Raw genomic sequence first — 15,817 nt, forward strand, 5'->3', positions numbered from 1 at the left:
AGTGTTGGGATCGTTGATCCTGCCCGCGGAGGTCGTATCACTCCCCCCACCGTCAGCTTCGCTGACACCTCCCCCACAGGGGGAGGGCCTCTATTCCTCCGGAACCTGCTCGTCCCTCAATTCGATGGTCTCGCCCGGCTTCAACCCGCAGGCCAGCAGGCTGGACCACACGGTCTCGGCGCTCTCGGCGAACCGGAACAGCTCCAGGTCGACGGGGTTGATCATGCCGTGCTCGGCCAGGGCCTCGAAGTTCACCACCGATCGCCAATAGGCCTCGTCGAACAGCACGATGGGGATGCGCGGGGCCTTGTCGGTCTGGCGCAGGGTCAGGATCTCGAACAGCTCGTCGAAGGTGCCAAAGCCCCCGGGGAACACCACCAGGGCGTTGGCCCGCATCGCCAGGTGCATCTTGCGCATGGCGAAATAGTGGAAGCGGAACGACAGGTCCGGGGTGGCGTAGGGGTTGGGCTGCTGCTCGTGCGGCAGGGTGATGTTGAAGCCGACGGACGGCGCGCCGGCGTCCCAGGCCCCGCGGTTGGCCGCCTCCATCACCCCCGGGCCGCCGCCGGTGGCGATGACGTTGTCGCGCACGCCGTCGTGGCCGTTCAGCGCCCCGCCGCGTTCGGAGGCGATGCGCCCGAAGCGCCGGGCCTCGGCGTACCAGTGGGCCTGGCGCCCGGGTCCGTCCTCCCGCACCCGGGCGCTGCCGAACACCACGACGGTCGAGCGCACGCCCCAGGCCCGCAGCGCCTCGTCGGCCTTGGCGAACTCCAGCAGGAACCGCACCCCGCGCATCGATTCGCCGAGCAGGAAGTCCTGGTCCAGGGCCGCCAGGCGATAGGAGGGCGACGCCAGCTGCGCCGCACGCCTTTCCTCCATGCTGGAGGGATCGCCCTGGCGGTCGTCGGTCATGCTACTTGCCCTTCTTCAGGGTCGGGCTGTCGAGGTCCAGCTGGTCGATCGCGATGGTCTCGGCGCCCGGCAGCACGGCCTTCACCGTGTCGCCGAAGGTCTTGGCGTCGCCGACCACGATGACGCTGGCCTGGGCCGGGTCGAGCACGGTCCTGGAGAAGGTCTGGACGTCGGCGGCGGTCACCGCTTCGACCTTGCCGGTATAGGCCTGGATCTCGTTCAGCGGCACGCCGTAGACCGCCAGGCCGCCGAGGATGTCGGCCAGGCCCTCGGAAGTGCCCAGCTCGCGGCCATAGCCGCCGACCAGCACCGACTTGCGGGCCGCCAGCTCGCCGGCCGAGGCCGGGGCGTCGCCCAGCCGGGCCAGCTCTTCGCGGATCAGGGTCACCACCTGGGCGGCCGACTCGTTCTTGGTCTGGACGTTGGCCGTGAAGCCGCCGATCGCGGCGCGCGGCGTCAGGCTGGAATTGGCGCCGTAGGACAGGCCGCGCTTGATGCGGATCTCCTGGTTCAGCCGCGAGGAATAGCCGCCGCCCAGCACGCCGTTGGCCACCAGCCCGGCATAGTAGCGCGGGTCGGCCCGCAGGATCGCCGGCTTGGCCACCACCACGGCGGCTTGGCCGGTGCCCGGCAGGTCGATGACCACATTGCGCGGCGCGTAGCCGGTCGGACCCTTGATCGGGGCCGGGGCGGCGCCGGCCGGTTTCTTCCAGCCGCCGAACGCCTTCTCCGCCAGGGCGAAGCCCTGGTCGGGGGTCAGGTCGCCGGTCAGCACCAGGATGGCGTTGTCGGGCCGCCAGTAGGCGTCGTGGGTCTTGACCAGGGCGTCGCGGGTGATCTTGGGCAACGAGCCCGGCGTGCCGCTGGCGACGTGGCCATAGCCCGAGCCGGCATAGATCACGGTCGGCACGGCGAAGCCGGCCACGGCGCCCGGCCGCTGCAGGCTGACCGACAGGGCGTCCAGGGCCTCGGTCTTCACCCGCTCCAGTTCCTCGGCCTTGAAGGTCGGGTTCTGGGCGACGTCGGCCATGATCGACAGCCCGGCGGCGGCCTTGTCGGCGATCACGCTGAGGGTCAGGGACGAGGACTCCCAGCCCGAACCGGCCTCCAGATTGGCGCCCAGGGCCTCGGTGGCGGCGGCCACCTGGGTGGCGGTGCGGGTCTTGGTGCCTTCGGTCAGCAGTTCGGCGGTCAGGCTGGAGACCCCGGCCAGGCCGGCCGGATCGGCGCCGGCCCCGCCCTTGACGGTCAGGTCGGCGGTGACCAGCGGCAGGTCGCTGGACTTGGCGACGATCACCCGCAGACCGTTGGCCAGGGTCTTCTCGACCGGCGAAGGCAGCACCGGCGACACCGGCTGGCCCGGGGCCGGCGGGGCGACGCGACCGGCCTCGGGGGCCAGGGTGGTGACCGGACCGTCATAGCTGACCGACGCCACCGCCTTGGGGGCCTCGAACGGGTCCTTGGCGCCGGCCGGCCTGGCCGATTCCGGCAGGTAGCGGACCACCACGCGACGGTCGTCGACCAGGTACTTCCTGGCCACGCGCTGGACGTCGGCGGCGGTCACCGCCTGCAGGGCCGCCAGGTCGGTGTTGGCGCGGGCGGCGTCGCCCTCGGTGCGCAGGGCGTAGCCGATGGCGAAGGCCCGGCCGTCGATGGTCTCGCGGCCGCGCACGGCGTCGGCCAGCAGGCCGGCCTTGGCCTCGGCCAGTTCGGCGGGCGTCGGCGGGGCGTCGCGCAGGCGGGCGACCTGGGCGCTCAGCGAAGCCTCGCCCTGTTCCACGGTCTTGCCGCCGGCCATGATCGCGCCGACGTAGAAAATCCCCGGCTGGGCGTTGGTGCTGGTCGAGGAGAAGATCGACTGGGCGATCTGCTGGTCATAGACGAGGCTGTTGTACAGCCGCGACGACTTGCCGGCCGAGAGGATGGCGTCCAGCACCGACAGGGCCGGGGCGTCGGGATCGGCGGCGGCCGGGGCCAGCCAGGTCATGGCCACGCCCGGCAGCGGCACGTTGGGGCCATAGGTGGTGACGGTCCTGGGACCGGCGCGCGGCGGCTCGACCACCGTCACCGGCTTGATCGCCCCGGCCGGGGTCTTCAGACCCGCGAAATACTGGTCGATCCAGGCGTTCAGCTGGGTTTCGTCATAGTTGCCGACCACGATCAGGGCGGCGTTGTCGGGGCGGTAATAGGCGGCGTGGAAGGCGCGCACGTCGTCGACGGTGGCGGCGTCCAGTTCCTCGATCGAGCCGATGCCGGGGCGCTTGTAGGGGTGCTGGGCGAACGAGGCCTGGGTGATGTAGAGGTTGAAGAACCGGCCATAGGGATTGGCCAGCACCCGCTGGCGCAGCTCTTCCTTGACCACGTCGCGCTCGGACTTGAACACCGCGTCGTCGATGACCAGCGAGCCCAGGCGCTCGGCCTCGGCCCACAGCAGGCGCTGCAAGTGGTTGGCCGGCACCACCTCGTAATAGTTGGTGAAATCGTCGTAGGTGGAGGCGTTGTTGAAGCCGCCGACGTCCTCGGTCAGACGGTCGAAGAACTCGTTGGGCATGTTGCGCGTCGACTTGAACATCAGGTGTTCGAACAGGTGCGCGAAGCCCGAGCGGCCCTCGGGGTCGTCCTTGCTGCCGACGCCGTACCAGACCTGCACCGTGACGTTGGGGGTGCTGGCGTCGCGCGAGGTGAACACCTTCATGCCGTTGGCCAGCGTGCGTTCCTTGTAGACGATCGGCGGCACGGCCACGCCGGCGGCCGGCGCCGGGCTGGCGGCCCGGGCATGGGCTCCACCCGCGACCAGCAGCGGCGACAGGGCGGTGGTCGAGAGGGCCAGCGCCACGAGGGCGGCCTTGGCGGCGGGACGGATCATGAGGGCGGCGCTCCGAAAGCTTGAGGGCGCGACCCTATCACCGGCGTCCGGGGCGCCAAGCTTACCGTGTTGTCATGAAAGCCGGCCGGCATAGCCGAAGATCACCCCCAGCCAGGGGTGGGTGACCAGCACGCGGAAGCGGTAGACGCCATTTCGGGCGAAGGTCCGGGCTCGCGTTCGCGGCGCCCAGGCGCGGGGCAGGGGGATCGGGCCCAGCCGCCACCCCGCGAAGGTCCACGAGAAGCCGCCGGGATAGGGCGCGGCGGTGAAGCGGAAGGTCAGGGGCGCGACGGTTTCCTCGAACGCCCAGGGATCGTCCCTGGCCGGGGTGATCACCGAGCCGAAGGTCCGGGCTCCGAACCGGCGGGTCCAGCGCTCGCCCGCGCCGTCGGGCGCGATGGTCACCGTGGTGGCGTGGACCCCGGCCGGCGGCATGCCCTGCAGCCGGCGGACCAGGGCGGCCAGGCCGGGCGCGCCGCGGCCCCGGGCCTGGCCGGTCAGGGTGACGACCTGGGTCCCGGCATGGGCGTGGCGGACGGCGGGCGGCAAGGCCGCCCAGGCGTCGCCCAGCAGCCGCGGGAACAGGCCGGCGGCGTCGGGACGCTGGCTTTCCAGTTGGGTGCGGATCGGCAGGTCGCGCAGCGGATCGAGAACGGCGTCGAGGGGCAGCAGGCCGACGCAGGGCGTGGCGCGGGGCGGGGCCGCGAGCCGACCGTCGAGCAGGGCCCGCAGGATCGCCGCCGCCGGGGCGGCCGGGGTGTTCGGACCGGCGCCGGCCTCGGCGCACAGGCTCCAGCGGGCCAGGCGTCGCGCCCCGTCGGCGTCCAGGCCCTCGGCCGACACCACCATGCCGCCGCGATCCGAACCCAGCGGCGCGACCAGCCCCGCCGCCTCGCCCAGCACGACGGCCAGGGGCTCCAGCGACCGGACCAGCCGGGTCCGGCGCAGGACGCTCAGCGCCCAGAGGCCCAGGTGCAGGACCGGCAGCTCCAGCCCGGCCCGGAAGGTCGCCTCGCGACGGGCGTGGAAGCGGGCGGGCAGCAGGTCGAGGTCGGGGGTCTCGGCCAGGCTGGTCCAGCGAAGGCCGAGGCCCGGGAACGGCGTGCGACGCGGCCGGCTCCAGCCGGGCAGGGTGGTCCAGTGTCCTTCGGTGAACAGCCGCACCGGCCCGCCGGCCCAGGCCAGCAGGGCGCGGACCACCGACAGGCCGCGCGGGGCCCGGGCGCCGGGCGAGATCGCCGCCTCGACCCGGTCGATCTGGCTCCAACCGTGGGTCATGGCGTCGAGCGCGGCGTGGCTGAGGGCCGGGGTCGAGCTGGCGCCGGTGATCGCCCAGCGGCCGGCCGCCCGGGCCTGGCCGTCCAGCGCCGCCTCGAACCCGCCGACGAAGTCGCGGGCGTCGGCCAGGTCGACATAGTGGGCGCCGGCCTTGAGCACGGCGTGGGGGAAGGCGTGGTCCTGGCCCTGGAACGGCCCGGCGGCGTCGACCACCGCCCAGGGCGCCAGCGCCGCCAGGCGCTTGGGGGCGAGCCGGTCGAGGCGGGCGACCTCGATCTTCGCCGCCGGCCTGGTCTTGGCCAGGCTCGCGGCCAGGGCCTCCAGCGGCGGCGTGTTCCGCGCCGCCAGCACCAGCACGACGTCGGGCCAGCGGGCGATCATCGCCGCCAGTCTTTGGCCGAAGACCCCGCTGGCCCCGACCAGGACGATACGTTTGCGGGTGTCCTTCATTCGGGCGGCGGCTCGAGGATGAAGCGGGCCCTTTGGGCCGGGGTCGGCAGCATGCAGGTCTTGCGCTTGCCCAGCAGCCGGTAGCGGTTGGCGGCCAGCCAATCGTAGCCGGCGTCGCGCCAGGCCTCCGGCAGGGCGCCGATCACCGCCAGCCACGACCACGGCGGACCCAGCCGGCGCAGCAGGGCCAGGACGGCGGCGCTCTTGGCCAGGGCGCGGCCGTCGTCGAGGAACAGGAAGCTGGTCGGCTGGTCCGGGTCGATCCCGTGGGCCACGGCCAGCTGGCGACCATAGACCGACTGGATCGGGGTGAAGCGGATCAGGCCCCTGCGATCCATGGCCAGCACCGCCCGCACCGAGCCGGAGCACAGGTTGCACACCCCGTCGAACAGCCACAGCGGCTCCGGCCCCGGGTCGGACGGGCCGCTCATCGCGCCGCCGCCACGCTCTCGCGGCGCAGGGCCCGCAGGGCGGCGGGAACGTCGCGGCGCATGGCGATCACCGTCAGGCCGGACGGCATGCCGTAGGGCGCCTGGGCGCGGTTCTCGTAGGTCACGCGGGTGGCCTTGCCATAGTCCAGGGGCTCCAGCAGCCACTGGCCCTCGCAGTCGTTGATGTCGCCGTCCACGCAGCGGAAGGCGATCCGTCGCTGCGGGTCCAGCTCCAGGCGCGACACCGAACGGAAGGCCGGAAACAGGAAGCCCCACTTGACCACGTGCTCGCGCAGCTCGCCGCGGCCGGAGGGGTCGCGCGACAGCACCGTGCAGCGCTTGACGCTGGGGGTCATCCGCGCCGCCCGCTCGCAGTCGAGGATGGTGCGCCAGACGACGTCGGGCGGGGCGGCGATGTCGATCATCGCCCGCACCGATCCGCCGCGCCCGCCCGGATCGGGACGGGCTTTCAGGGCGACGTCGCCGCTCTCGACCCGGCGCAGCCAGTCGGGGTTCGGCGTGTCGGCCGTCGTGGCGGAGGCGAACCCGGAGGCCGCCAGCACCACCAACGCAACGACGAGACCGAGCTTGGGCATGGGGTGAAGCCTAGCCGGTTTTCATCTCCATGCGCATCAAGCGTTGGCGCGATTTTTCACCAGGTCGTCGACCACGCTGGGATCGGCCAGGGTCGAGGTGTCGCCGAGCGAGCCCAGTTCGTTCTCGGCGATCTTGCGCAGGATGCGGCGCATGATCTTGCCCGAGCGGGTCTTGGGCAGGCCGGGGGCCCACTGCAGGACGTCGGGCGCGGCGAACGGCCCGATCTCCTGGCGCACCCAGAGGATCAGGTCCTTGCGCAGCTGGTCGGTCGAGGCGACCCCCGCCTTGAGCGTGACGTAGGCGTAGACGCCCTGGCCCTTGATGTCGTGCGGGTAGCCGACCACGGCCGCCTCGGCGACGGCGGCGTGGGCCACCAGGGCGCTCTCGATCTCGGCGGTGCCCAGGCGGTGGCCCGAGACGTTGATCACGTCATCGACCCGGCCGGTGATCCAGTAATAACCGTCCTCGTCGCGGCGGCAGCCGTCGCCGGTGAAGTACTTGCCCGGATAGGCGCTGAAATAGGTCTCGAAGAACCGGCCGTGGTCGCCGTAGACCGTGCGCATCTGGCCCGGCCAGCTGTCGGTGATCACCAGGTTGCCCTCGGTGGCGCCCTCCAGCACCCGGCCCTCGGCGTCGACCAGCTGCAGCTTGACGCCGGGCAGCGGCTTGGTGGCCGAGCCGGGCTTCAGGGCCGTGGCGCCGGGCAGGGGCGAGACCAGGACGCCGCCGGTCTCGGTCTGCCACCAGGTGTCGACGATCGGCAGGCGGTCCTTGCCGACCACCCGGTGGTACCACAGCCAGGCCTCGGGATTGATCGGCTCGCCGACGCTGCCCAGCAGCCGCAGCGAGGACAGGTCGTTCTTGGTCACCCAGTCGTCGCCTTCGCGCATCAGGGCCCGCAGGGCGGTGGGGGCGGTGTAGAAGATCTCGACCTTGTGCTTGTCGACCACCTCCCAGAACCGGGCCGGGGTGGGATAGTTGGGCACGCCCTCGAACATCAGGCTGGTCCCGCCATTGGCCAGCGGGCCGTAGACCACGTAGCTGTGGCCGGTCACCCAGCCGACGTCGGCCGTGCACCAGAACACTTCACCGGGCCGGTAGTCGAACACCGCCTCGTGGGTCCAGCTGGCCCAGGCCAGGTAGCCGCCGGTGGTGTGCAGCACGCCCTTGGGCTTACCCGTCGAGCCGGAGGTGTAGAGGATGAACAGCGGATCCTCGGCGCTCATCGGCTCGGGCGGGCAGTCGGCGCTGGCGGCGGCCTGGACGTCGTTCCAGACCACGTCGCGGCCGGCGACCAGGCCGACCTGCGCCCCGGTCCAGCGGACCATCAGCACCTTGTCGACCTGCGGGCACTGTTCCAGAGCCTTGTCGACATTGGCCTTCAGCGGCACGCGCTTGCCGCCGCGACAGCCCTGGTCGGCGGTGATCACCAGGCGGCTCTCGCAGTCCTGGATGCGGCCGGCGATCGAGTCCGGTGAGAAGCCGCCGAACACCACCGAGTGCACGGCCCCGATGCGGGCGCAGGCCAGCATGGCCACCGCCGCCAGCGGGATCATCGGCAGGTAGATGGTGATCCGGTCGCCCTTCCTGGCGCCCAGGTCCTTCAGCACATTGGCCATCTTGCAGACCTGGGCGTGCAGCTGGCCATAGGTCACGGTGTGCGAGACGCCCGGCTCGTCGCCCTCGAAGATCAGGGCCACGTCGTCGGCGCGGTGCGGCAGGTGGCGGTCCAGGCAGTTGACCGAGGCGTTCAGCACCCCGTCGGCGTACCAGCGGATGCGGAAGTCGTCCTTGGCGAACGAGACGTCCTTGATCTGGGTCGGCGCGGTGATCCAGTCCAGCCGGGCGGCCAGGTCGCGCCAATAGCCCTCGGGGTCGGCCTCGACCCGCGCCACCGCCGCCTCATAGCCGGCCGCGTCGATATGCGCCTTGCCCGCCCAGTCGTCGGGAACCGGAAAAACCTGACCGTCGCTCACGCCGTCTACTCCCTTGGCCTTGTTGCGCGGGAGTTATGCGCGGCGGGGGGCGGGGCGCAAGAAGACCATTGGGGAATCTGCGGACTTCCACGGTGGCCACGCTGGATCGCAAGCTCTAGGTCGGCTTCTGGATCATCGGCCAGACCCCGGCGGGCGGGCGGCGCCTACGGGTTCAGCAGCTTTTGCGACCTCTATCCCGAAGACCGGCTGGGCGTGGTCCTGCCGTCCAACGTCGCCGACCCCTCCGCCCAGGACGACCTGCTGGCCCTGTCCGAGACCCTCATTGGGCGGTTGCGCGGCGCTAAATAGGGTCGGCTTCACCGTTGGATAGGCGTAAAGCCGTGCCCAAATTGTAGGCGCGGGGCCTGTCGCGCGCCGCCCCGGATTTCTCGCGGAGTTTCCAGCCATGCTGCTCGCCCTTTCGACCTGGCCCGAGATCGAAGCCTTTCTGGAGGACTCCAAGACGGTGGTGGTGCCGATCGGCTCCAACGAGCAGCACGGGCCGACCGGCCTGCTGGGCACCGACTGGCTGTGCCCGGAGATCATCTCGCACGAGGCCAGCAAGCTGTCGGCGACCGTGCTGGTGGCCCCGACCTTCAATGTCGGCATGGCCCAGCACCACCTGGCCTTTCCGGGCACCATCTTCCTGCGGCCCTCGACCTTCATCGCCGCGATCGGCGACTGGGTGCGGTCGCTGGGGGCCCACGGCTTCGAGAAGATCTATTTCCTCAACGGCCACGGCGGCAATGTCGCCTCGATCGAGGCGGCCTTCTCCGAAATCTACGCCGAGTACAGCTTCCGCAAGGAGCGGGCGCCCTTCGCCCTGAAGCTCAAGAACTGGTGGGACCTGAAGGGTGTGCTGTCGCTGGCCAGCCAGCAGTTCCCGCTCGGCCACGGCAGCCACGCCACCCCGTCGGAGATCGCGGTGACCCAGTGGGGCTATCCGGCCAGCATCAAGACCGCCGCCTACGAACCGAGGATCGCGCCCACCGGACCGATCCGCGAGGCGCTGGACTTCCGCGCCCGCTACGCCGACGGCCGCATGGGTTCCGACCCGGCCCAGGCGACGCCGGAGAAGGGCGGGGCGCTGGTGGCGCTGGCGGCCAAGTCGCTGATCGACGACCTGGCCGAGTTCTCGGCGGAGCCGCGGGTCTAGCGTCGGGAGGCGCGGATGGGGAGGCGCCTGCGCCTGTCCCCGATCGTGACCTACCGCGGGATCTCGGCGGTCTTGGTCAGCACCACCTGGCGGTACACCGCGGTGATCTCGAAATAGCGGCCGAACGCGCCGTGGAACTGGTCCACCGCCTGTTTCACGCCCGGGCCGCCGATCTCGCTGATGTCGTGCCAGTAGTCGTCCAGCACCATCATGCCGCCGACGCTCAGCAGGCTGGCGCAGAAGCACAGGTCGATCAGCACGGCCAGGGCCGTGTGGCTGCCATCGACATAGATCAGGTCGAACTGCTCGCCGGCCGCCAGCATCCTCGGCAGCTCGTAGGTCGAGAACCCCTTGCGGGCGGTCATCGAGCGGAACGAGGTCTTGGCCATGTTGCGGTGAAAGCGCGGCTCGACGGCGTGGTACTTCTCTTCCGGGTTCAGGGCCTCGTCGAACCAGGGGTCGATCACCGTGACGTCCAGGCGGTCCGGCATCAGCCAGTCCATGAACGCCAGGTTGCGGCCCTCATAGGCCCCGATCTCCATGTAGCGGATCGGCTCGCCGCCGCGCTTGCCGGCGAAGTCGCGCAACAGCGGGGTGACGAACGGGATGTTGTTGGACGCCCAGCCCGAGGTGAACTCGTAGCCCACCGTCTCGCTGTGGGCGTTGAAGGCGTCGACCACCGTGTGGTCGCGCGGGGCCAGCATGGTGCGGGCCAGGTCCGGCGCAAAGCGCGGATTGACCTTGGCGAACGAGCGCAGCTTGTCGCCCAGGCCGCGCGCGTCGTCGGCGTCGGTCAGTTCGGCGTCGAAATTCGGATTGGACCCGTCGGCCATGGCGTCGGTTTCCCCGTTTCAGTCGGGGGAAACCCTAGCGCCAAGGCGTTAATGAACGGTCAGGTGGTGAAACTGATGAGCGGCTTGTTCTGAGCCACGCTCCAGCCGGTGCGCAGGGCGCCGTGGTCTTGAAGCCGATAGAGCCAGAGCACTTCGGTGACGTTCAGCGTGATCAGCTCCGTGGTCGGGCCGTCGGGTCGCGACTGCAGTTGGATCCCGCTGATCAGCGCGTCGCGCAGGGAGACGGTCATCACCAACGGAGCCGGTCCGTCCAGGTCGCGCAGCATGTGCAGATAGGTCGGGCGCATCTGGCCCGCTCCCAGGGGCCTGGCCTGCATGCAGAACTCGTAGAGCCGCACCGACAGCGAATCCACCGGCTTGACCAGGGTGAAGTCGGCGGTCGGCGTCCCTGCGATGCGCGCCGCGGCGTCGCTCGTCACCGGCTGCTTCAGGGTCTGGCCGAAGGAGATCAGCGGCACGCACAGGCTGGGATCGAAGATGTCGTCCTTGGGGGGCAGCCCGTCGATCTGCATGGGGTCGCCGCCATACAGGATGTCGGGATCGCCCGGTTGCAGCAGAAACAGATCCATGTCGCGCCCCCCGTCTGGTCGAGGGGACCCTAACCTTGGCCACGGCGCTTGGCGACCGATGTTCTCTCAGCCGGTGACGACCGCGCCGTCCACGAGCCGCACCGGCCAGGGCGTCAGGGTCATGTTCTCGCAGGGGCCAGCGACGCTGACGCCGTCCTCGATGCGGAACAGGGCCGCGTGGCCGCCGCACAGGATCAGGTCGTTGTCGCGGGTCAGGAACCGGCCGCTGGGCCCGGCCAGCGGCCAGCCGGCGTGCGGGCAGCTGTCGACATAGCCGACCAGGACCTCGCCCCGCCGCACCACGAAACCGGCGAACACCGCCGCGTCCACGCGAAAGCGGAAGCCACGCGCGCCGGGCGAGGCGATCTCGTCCAGCGGGCAGAGCACGGTTCCCGGCATGGGGCGGGCGGGATTGTCGGGGTCGGTGCGGGACATTCTCAGTCTATCATGGTCGTCATCCCCCGACTTGTTCGGGGGACCCAAGCCGTGTCGGTCAGGTCAGCTTGGGTCCCCCGCATAAAGCGGGGGATGACGAACCTAGGTGGGTTGGATCAGAGGCTGCCGATCGCCAGCCGCCAGAAATGGACCTCGACGCTCTCGAACACGCCGGCGGCGGTGAAGGGGTCGTTGTCGGCCTGGGCCTGGGCGGCGGCCTTGTCGTCGGCCTCGACCACGATGATCGAGCCGATCGGCGCGCCCGCGTCGTCCAGCAGGGCGCCGGCCAGCTTCAGGTTCGGACTGTTGTTCAGATAGTCCAGGTGGGTCGGGCGGGTGGCCAGGCGGGTTTCGAGCGCGCCGGGCTTGTCCTTGCAGATGATGGCGTAGAGGGGCATGCGGATCGTTCCTTGGTCCAGGGGAAGGTCAGCTTTCGACGCGGATCGGGCGGGCCAGCAGGCCGAAGATGGCCGCGTCGACCGCCACCTCGCCGGCCAGGATGGCGGCCACCGCGTCGCAGATCGGGGTCTCGACGCCCAGCTTGGCGGCCAGGGCGCGGACGGCCGGGGCCGAGGTCACGCCCTCGGCCACCGAGACCTTGCCGGCCAGGGCCTGTTCCAGGGTCTGGCCGCCGCCCAGGGCCAGGCCGACGCTCATGTTGCGCGACTGCGGGCTGGAGCAGGTCAGCACCAGGTCGCCCAGGCCGCAGAGGCCGGCCACCGTCTCGGCGTCGCCGCCCAGGGCCACGGCCATGCGGGTGATTTCGGCGAAACCGCGGGTGATCAGGGCGGCGTGGGCGTTGCGGCCCAGCTCGCGGCCCTCGACGACGCCGCAGGCGATGGCCAGGACGTTCTTCATCGCCCCGCCGGCCTCGGCCCCGATGGTGTCGTCGGCCAGGTAGGGGCGGAAGGTCGGGGTGGCGATGGCCTCGGCGATGGCCCGGCCCAGGACCTCGTCGTGGCAGGCCACGGTGACGGCGGCGGGCAGGCCGCGGGCCACCTCGCTGGCGAAGCTGGGCCCGGCCAGCACGGCCACGGGGGCGGCGGGGATGGTCTCCGCCAGCACCTGGGCCATCAGCTTCAGCGAGCCCTGCTCGATGCCCTTGGCGCACAGCACGATCGGCGCGCCGTCCAGGTGGTGCGGGGCGAAGGCCGCGAGCGCCGAGCGCAGGTGCTGGGCCGGAGCCACGGCCAGGATCAGGTCGCAGGCGGCCAGGTCGGCCAGGTCGTGGGTGGCGCTGATCGCCGGCTCCAGGGCGATCCCGGCCAGGAACACGCTGTTCTCGTGGCGGGCGTTGATCGCCTCGACCACTTCCGGCTCGCGCGCCTGCAGGGTGACCCGCAGCCCCGCCCGGGCGCAGACCTGGGCCAGGGCCGTGCCCCAGGCGCCCGCGCCGATGACGCCCGCGTGCTTGAACGTCATGCCTTGGCTCCCTTGCGGCCGAAACTGTTGCTCGGATTGGATAAGGCCGCCGCCTCGTCGAGGGGCCAGCGCGGACGCGCCACGGCGTCCAGGTCGTCGGAGACGCCCGCCGCCAGCCGCTCGGCTCCGGCCAGGGCGATCATCGCGGCGTTGTCGGTGCAATAGGCCAGGGGCGGGGCGTCGAAGGAAAAGCCGTTGTCGTCGCAGTTCCGGCGCAACGCCGCCTTGACCGCGCCATTGGCCGCCACCCCGCCGGCCACCACGAAGCGCAGGGGCTGGCCCGGATGGCTGGCGGCGTAGAGCTTCATCGCCCGGTCGGTGCGCTCCGACAGCTGGCGGGCGATGGCGAACTGCACGGCGGCGGCCAGGTCGGCGCGTTCCTGCTCGCCGGTGACCTTCTCGGCCAGCCGCGCGGCGGCGGTCTTCAGGCCGGAGAACGAGAAGTCGCAGTCCTTGCGGCCCAGCAGGGCGCGGGGCAGGTCGAATTTCGTCGGGTCGCCCGACGCCGCCAGCGTCTCCAGGGCCGGGCCGCCGGGATAGGGCAGGCCCAGGCTCTTGGCGATCTTGTCGAACGCCTCGCCGGCCGCGTCGTCGATGGTGGTGCCCAGGCGGGTGCAGGCCCCGACCCCGGCCACCTCCAGCAGCTGGCAGTGGCCACCGGAGACCAGCAGCAGCAGGAAGGGATAGGGAATGTCCGCCCCCAGCCGGGCCGAGACCGCGTGGCCCTCCAGGTGGTTGACCGCCACCAGCGGCAGGTCGCGGGCCAGGGCCACGGCCTTGCCGAACGCCAGCCCGACCATCACCCCGCCGACCAGGCCGGGCCCGGCGGTGGCGGCGACGCCGTCCAGGGCCTCGAAATCGATCCCCGCCGCCCGCATCGCCTCGGCGACCACGCCGTCGATCGCCTCGACATGGGCGCGGGCGGCGATCTCCGGCACCACCCCGCCGAACGGGGCGTGCTGCTCGAACTGGGTGCCGACGATCGACGACAGCACCTCGACCCGGCCGTCCTCGCCCCGGCGCACGACGGACGCGGCGGTCTCGTCGCAGCTGGTTTCCAGCCCGAGGATGGTGAGGCTCGGTTTGATCGGGCCCGAGTTCGTAAGGGTTGTCATTATGTTGCGGGGTTCCCGCCGCTCCTGTAGCAGCGAAGGCTTCGTATCGCTCTGCAGGTAACGCCCCCACCGTGTCCCGGCAACCCATCCGCATCGGCGCGCGCGGCTCCAAGCTGTCGCTGGCCCAGTCCGGCCTGATGCAGGCCCGTATCGCCACCGCGCTTGGAGCGGGTCCTGGCGACGACCTCGACGCCTTCGCCCAGCTGATCCCGATCGTCACCAGCGGCGACCGCATCCAGGACCGCCGGCTGATGGAGATCGGCGGCAAGGGCCTGTTCACCAAGGAGATCGAGGAGGCCCTGCTCGATGGCCGCATCGACTGCGCGATCCATTCGCTGAAGGACATGCCGGCCGTGCTGCCGCCGGGCCTGGTGCTGGCCGCCGTGCCCGAGCGCGAGGATCCGCGCGACGCCTTCATCAGCCATGTCTGCGAGCGGCTGGAAGACCTGCCGAAGGGCGCGCGGCTCGGCACCGCCTCGCTGCGTCGCCAGGCCCAGGCCCTGCACGTGCGGCCCGACCTGGAGATCGTCATGCTGCGCGGCAATGTCGACACCCGCCTGGCCAAGCTGGAACGGGGCGAGGCCGACGCCATCCTGCTGGCCCAGTCCGGCCTCAACCGCCTGGGCCTGGGCCACCTGACGCGCAGCTGGCTGGATCCGATCGCCGCCCCGCCGGCCCCGGGCCAGGGCGCCCTGGTCATCGAGACCCGGGCCGAGGACGTCGACCTGCCCTGGCTGCAGGCCGTGCGCTGCCAGGCCACGACCCTCGCCGTCGCCGCCGAGCGCGGCGCGCTCTACGCCCTGGAAGGCTCGTGCCGCACGGCGGTCGGGGCCTATGCCCGGCTGGACGGGCTGGACCTGACGATGATCGTCGAGGCCCTGACCCCGGACGGGGCCCACCGCTTCCGCCGCGAGGGCGCGGTGACGCTCTCCGGCCTCGAGGCCACCGACCAGGCCCGGGCCCTGGGCCTGGACCTGGGCGGCCAGGTCCGGATCGAGGGCGGTCCGGCCCTGATCCTCACCGAGTAGGCCGATGACCGGCGGCGCGCGGCGGATCTGGGTCACCCGGGCCTCGCCGGGCGCGGAGGCCACCGCCGCTCGCCTCGAAGCCCTGGGCCTGACGCCGCTGATCGATCCGCTGCTGGCGGTGCGCGACCTTGGGGCCGGGATCGACCTGACGGGCGTGGCGGCCCTGGCCTTCACCAGCGTCAACGGCGTCGCCGCGTTCGCTCGGACCTGCCCGGACCGCGCCCGGCGGGTGTTCGCGGTCGGCGACCGCACCGCCGCCGCCGCCCGCGCGGCCGGCTTCGCCCAGGTCGCCTCGGCCGACGGCGACGTCGAGGCCCTGGCCGCCCTGATTGTCGGCGACGCCGCCAGCCTGGAGGGCGCGGTCCTCCACCCCAGCGCCCTGGAGCCGGCCGGCGACCTGCTGTCGCCCCTGATCGCGGCGGGGCTGAGCGCCCGGCGCACGGCGCTGTACGAGGCCGTGGCCCGCGATCCGGCGCCCTCGACCCTGGCCGCCCTGGGCGACCTGGAGGCGGTGCTGCTGCACTCGCCGAGGGCCGCGCGGAAATTGTCCGAGGTGCTCGCAACGCACCCCGCGCCGGGCCTGAAAGCCCTCTGCCTGTCCGCCGCCGTCGCCGCGCCGCTCGCGACGCCGGAGCGAACGGGCGCCCTGGGCTCTGTGGCGTTCGCGCCGCGTCCAGACGAAACCGCGCTGCTCGGCCTGCTCACGCCGTAGCTGAGCGATTGCGCGG

15 protein-coding genes are annotated in these 15,817 nt (G+C 71.8%); 3 read left to right on the forward strand and 12 right to left on the reverse strand.

Translation table 11 applies throughout. The features are described from left to right. Positions 1–90 precede the first annotated feature (90 nt). From PMI01_RS08570 to acs, 6 genes are all read right to left on the reverse strand, one after another. Positions 91–879, reverse strand: coding sequence for an LOG family protein (locus tag PMI01_RS08570; protein WP_035035431.1), 789 nt, complete (start codon positions 877–879; stop codon positions 91–93). A 34-nt stretch (positions 880–913) separates the two neighbouring features. Continuing rightward, the gene (locus PMI01_RS08575; protein ID WP_007666862.1) at positions 914–3,778 is read right to left on the reverse strand and encodes a M16 family metallopeptidase; all 2,865 of its coding nucleotides are present in this window, start codon (positions 3,776–3,778) and stop codon (positions 914–916) included. Positions 3,779–3,850: 72 nt separating this feature from the next. Continuing rightward, positions 3,851–5,506, reverse strand: a complete 1,656-nt coding sequence (locus tag PMI01_RS08580; protein ID WP_007666864.1) for an SDR family oxidoreductase — start codon at positions 5,504–5,506, stop codon at positions 3,851–3,853. Next, entirely contained in the window at positions 5,503–5,937 is a 435-nt protein-coding gene (locus PMI01_RS08585) for a thiol-disulfide oxidoreductase DCC family protein (protein WP_007666866.1), read from the reverse strand. Before PMI01_RS08585 ends, PMI01_RS08580 begins: the two co-directional genes overlap by 4 nt. Beyond that, positions 5,934–6,533: an SRPBCC family protein gene (locus PMI01_RS08590; protein WP_007666868.1), complete on the reverse strand. Its 600-nt coding sequence runs from the start codon at positions 6,531–6,533 to the stop codon at positions 5,934–5,936. Before PMI01_RS08590 ends, PMI01_RS08585 begins: the two co-directional genes overlap by 4 nt. Before the next feature lie 36 nt (positions 6,534–6,569). Beyond that, complete coding sequence (gene acs, locus PMI01_RS08595; RefSeq protein ID WP_007666870.1) at positions 6,570–8,510, reverse strand: acetate--CoA ligase; 1,941 nt, start codon at positions 8,508–8,510, stop codon at positions 6,570–6,572. Between the two features lie 406 nt (positions 8,511–8,916). Here acs and PMI01_RS08600 point away from each other — a divergent pair, with 406 nt between their 5' ends. Further along, a complete protein-coding gene (locus tag PMI01_RS08600; protein ID WP_007666872.1) occupies positions 8,917–9,666 on the forward strand; it encodes a creatininase family protein in 750 nt (249 codons plus the stop codon). A 50-nt stretch (positions 9,667–9,716) separates the two neighbouring features. On the opposite strand, the gene PMI01_RS08605 is transcribed toward PMI01_RS08600, so the two are convergent. From PMI01_RS08605 to tsaD, 6 genes are all read right to left on the reverse strand, one after another. Beyond that, positions 9,717–10,499: a class I SAM-dependent methyltransferase gene (locus tag PMI01_RS08605; protein ID WP_007666874.1), complete on the reverse strand. Its 783-nt coding sequence runs from the start codon at positions 10,497–10,499 to the stop codon at positions 9,717–9,719. A gap of 59 nt (positions 10,500–10,558) precedes the next feature. Then, positions 10,559–11,089, reverse strand: coding sequence for a type VI secretion system tube protein Hcp (locus PMI01_RS08610; RefSeq protein ID WP_007666876.1), 531 nt, complete (start codon positions 11,087–11,089; stop codon positions 10,559–10,561). A gap of 66 nt (positions 11,090–11,155) precedes the next feature. Next, a complete protein-coding gene (locus tag PMI01_RS08615) occupies positions 11,156–11,524 on the reverse strand; it encodes a Rieske (2Fe-2S) protein (RefSeq protein WP_007666878.1) in 369 nt (122 codons plus the stop codon). Positions 11,525–11,640: 116 nt separating this feature from the next. Further along, entirely contained in the window at positions 11,641–11,922 is a 282-nt protein-coding gene (locus tag PMI01_RS08620; RefSeq protein ID WP_007666883.1) for a YciI family protein, read from the reverse strand. A gap of 28 nt (positions 11,923–11,950) precedes the next feature. Continuing rightward, on the reverse strand, positions 11,951–12,946 hold the full coding sequence (locus tag PMI01_RS08625) for an NAD(P)H-dependent glycerol-3-phosphate dehydrogenase (RefSeq protein ID WP_007666884.1): 996 nt from the start codon (positions 12,944–12,946) through the stop codon (positions 11,951–11,953). Next, positions 12,943–14,061, reverse strand: a complete 1,119-nt coding sequence (gene tsaD / locus PMI01_RS08630) for a tRNA (adenosine(37)-N6)-threonylcarbamoyltransferase complex transferase subunit TsaD (protein ID WP_007666885.1) — start codon at positions 14,059–14,061, stop codon at positions 12,943–12,945. Before tsaD ends, PMI01_RS08625 begins: the two co-directional genes overlap by 4 nt. 71 nt (positions 14,062–14,132) lie before the next feature. On the opposite strand from tsaD, the gene hemC reads away from it, so the two are divergent. Both hemC and PMI01_RS08640 read left to right on the forward strand, forming a co-directional pair. Beyond that, the gene (hemC, locus tag PMI01_RS08635; RefSeq protein ID WP_007666886.1) at positions 14,133–15,089 is read left to right on the forward strand and encodes a hydroxymethylbilane synthase; all 957 of its coding nucleotides are present in this window, start codon (positions 14,133–14,135) and stop codon (positions 15,087–15,089) included. A gap of 4 nt (positions 15,090–15,093) precedes the next feature. After that, positions 15,094–15,801, forward strand: a complete 708-nt coding sequence (locus PMI01_RS08640) for a uroporphyrinogen-III synthase (protein WP_007666887.1) — start codon at positions 15,094–15,096, stop codon at positions 15,799–15,801. Positions 15,802–15,817: the final 16 nt, after the last annotated feature.

Origin of the sequence: Caulobacter sp. AP07, from assembly GCF_000281955.1 — a bacterium.
GTDB lineage: Bacteria > Pseudomonadota > Alphaproteobacteria > Caulobacterales > Caulobacteraceae > Caulobacter.

What these genes read in the sequence shown, in the direction of transcription:
- PMI01_RS08615 (WP_007666878.1), bottom strand. Translation starts at nt 11,524, where the DNA reads ATGTCCCGCACCGACCCCGACAATCCCGCCCGCCCCATGCCGGGAACC.
- PMI01_RS08580 (WP_007666864.1), bottom strand. Translation starts at nt 5,506, where the DNA reads ATGAAGGACACCCGCAAACGTATCGTCCTGGTCGGGGCCAGCGGGGTC.
- PMI01_RS08570 (WP_035035431.1), bottom strand. Translation starts at nt 879, where the DNA reads ATGGAGGAAAGGCGTGCGGCGCAGCTGGCGTCGCCCTCCTATCGCCTG.
- PMI01_RS08625 (WP_007666884.1), bottom strand. Translation starts at nt 12,946, where the DNA reads ATGACGTTCAAGCACGCGGGCGTCATCGGCGCGGGCGCCTGGGGCACG.
- PMI01_RS08590 (WP_007666868.1), bottom strand. Translation starts at nt 6,533, where the DNA reads ATGCCCAAGCTCGGTCTCGTCGTTGCGTTGGTGGTGCTGGCGGCCTCC.
- PMI01_RS08610 (WP_007666876.1), bottom strand. Translation starts at nt 11,089, where the DNA reads ATGGATCTGTTTCTGCTGCAACCGGGCGATCCCGACATCCTGTATGGC.
- PMI01_RS08640 (WP_007666887.1), top strand. Translation starts at nt 15,094, where the DNA reads ATGACCGGCGGCGCGCGGCGGATCTGGGTCACCCGGGCCTCGCCGGGC.
- PMI01_RS08620 (WP_007666883.1), bottom strand. Translation starts at nt 11,922, where the DNA reads ATGCCCCTCTACGCCATCATCTGCAAGGACAAGCCCGGCGCGCTCGAA.
- PMI01_RS08600 (WP_007666872.1), top strand. Translation starts at nt 8,917, where the DNA reads ATGCTGCTCGCCCTTTCGACCTGGCCCGAGATCGAAGCCTTTCTGGAG.
- PMI01_RS08605 (WP_007666874.1), bottom strand. Translation starts at nt 10,499, where the DNA reads ATGGCCGACGGGTCCAATCCGAATTTCGACGCCGAACTGACCGACGCC.
- PMI01_RS08585 (WP_007666866.1), bottom strand. Translation starts at nt 5,937, where the DNA reads ATGAGCGGCCCGTCCGACCCGGGGCCGGAGCCGCTGTGGCTGTTCGAC.
- tsaD (WP_007666885.1), bottom strand. Translation starts at nt 14,061, where the DNA reads ATGACAACCCTTACGAACTCGGGCCCGATCAAACCGAGCCTCACCATC.
- PMI01_RS08575 (WP_007666862.1), bottom strand. Translation starts at nt 3,778, where the DNA reads ATGATCCGTCCCGCCGCCAAGGCCGCCCTCGTGGCGCTGGCCCTCTCG.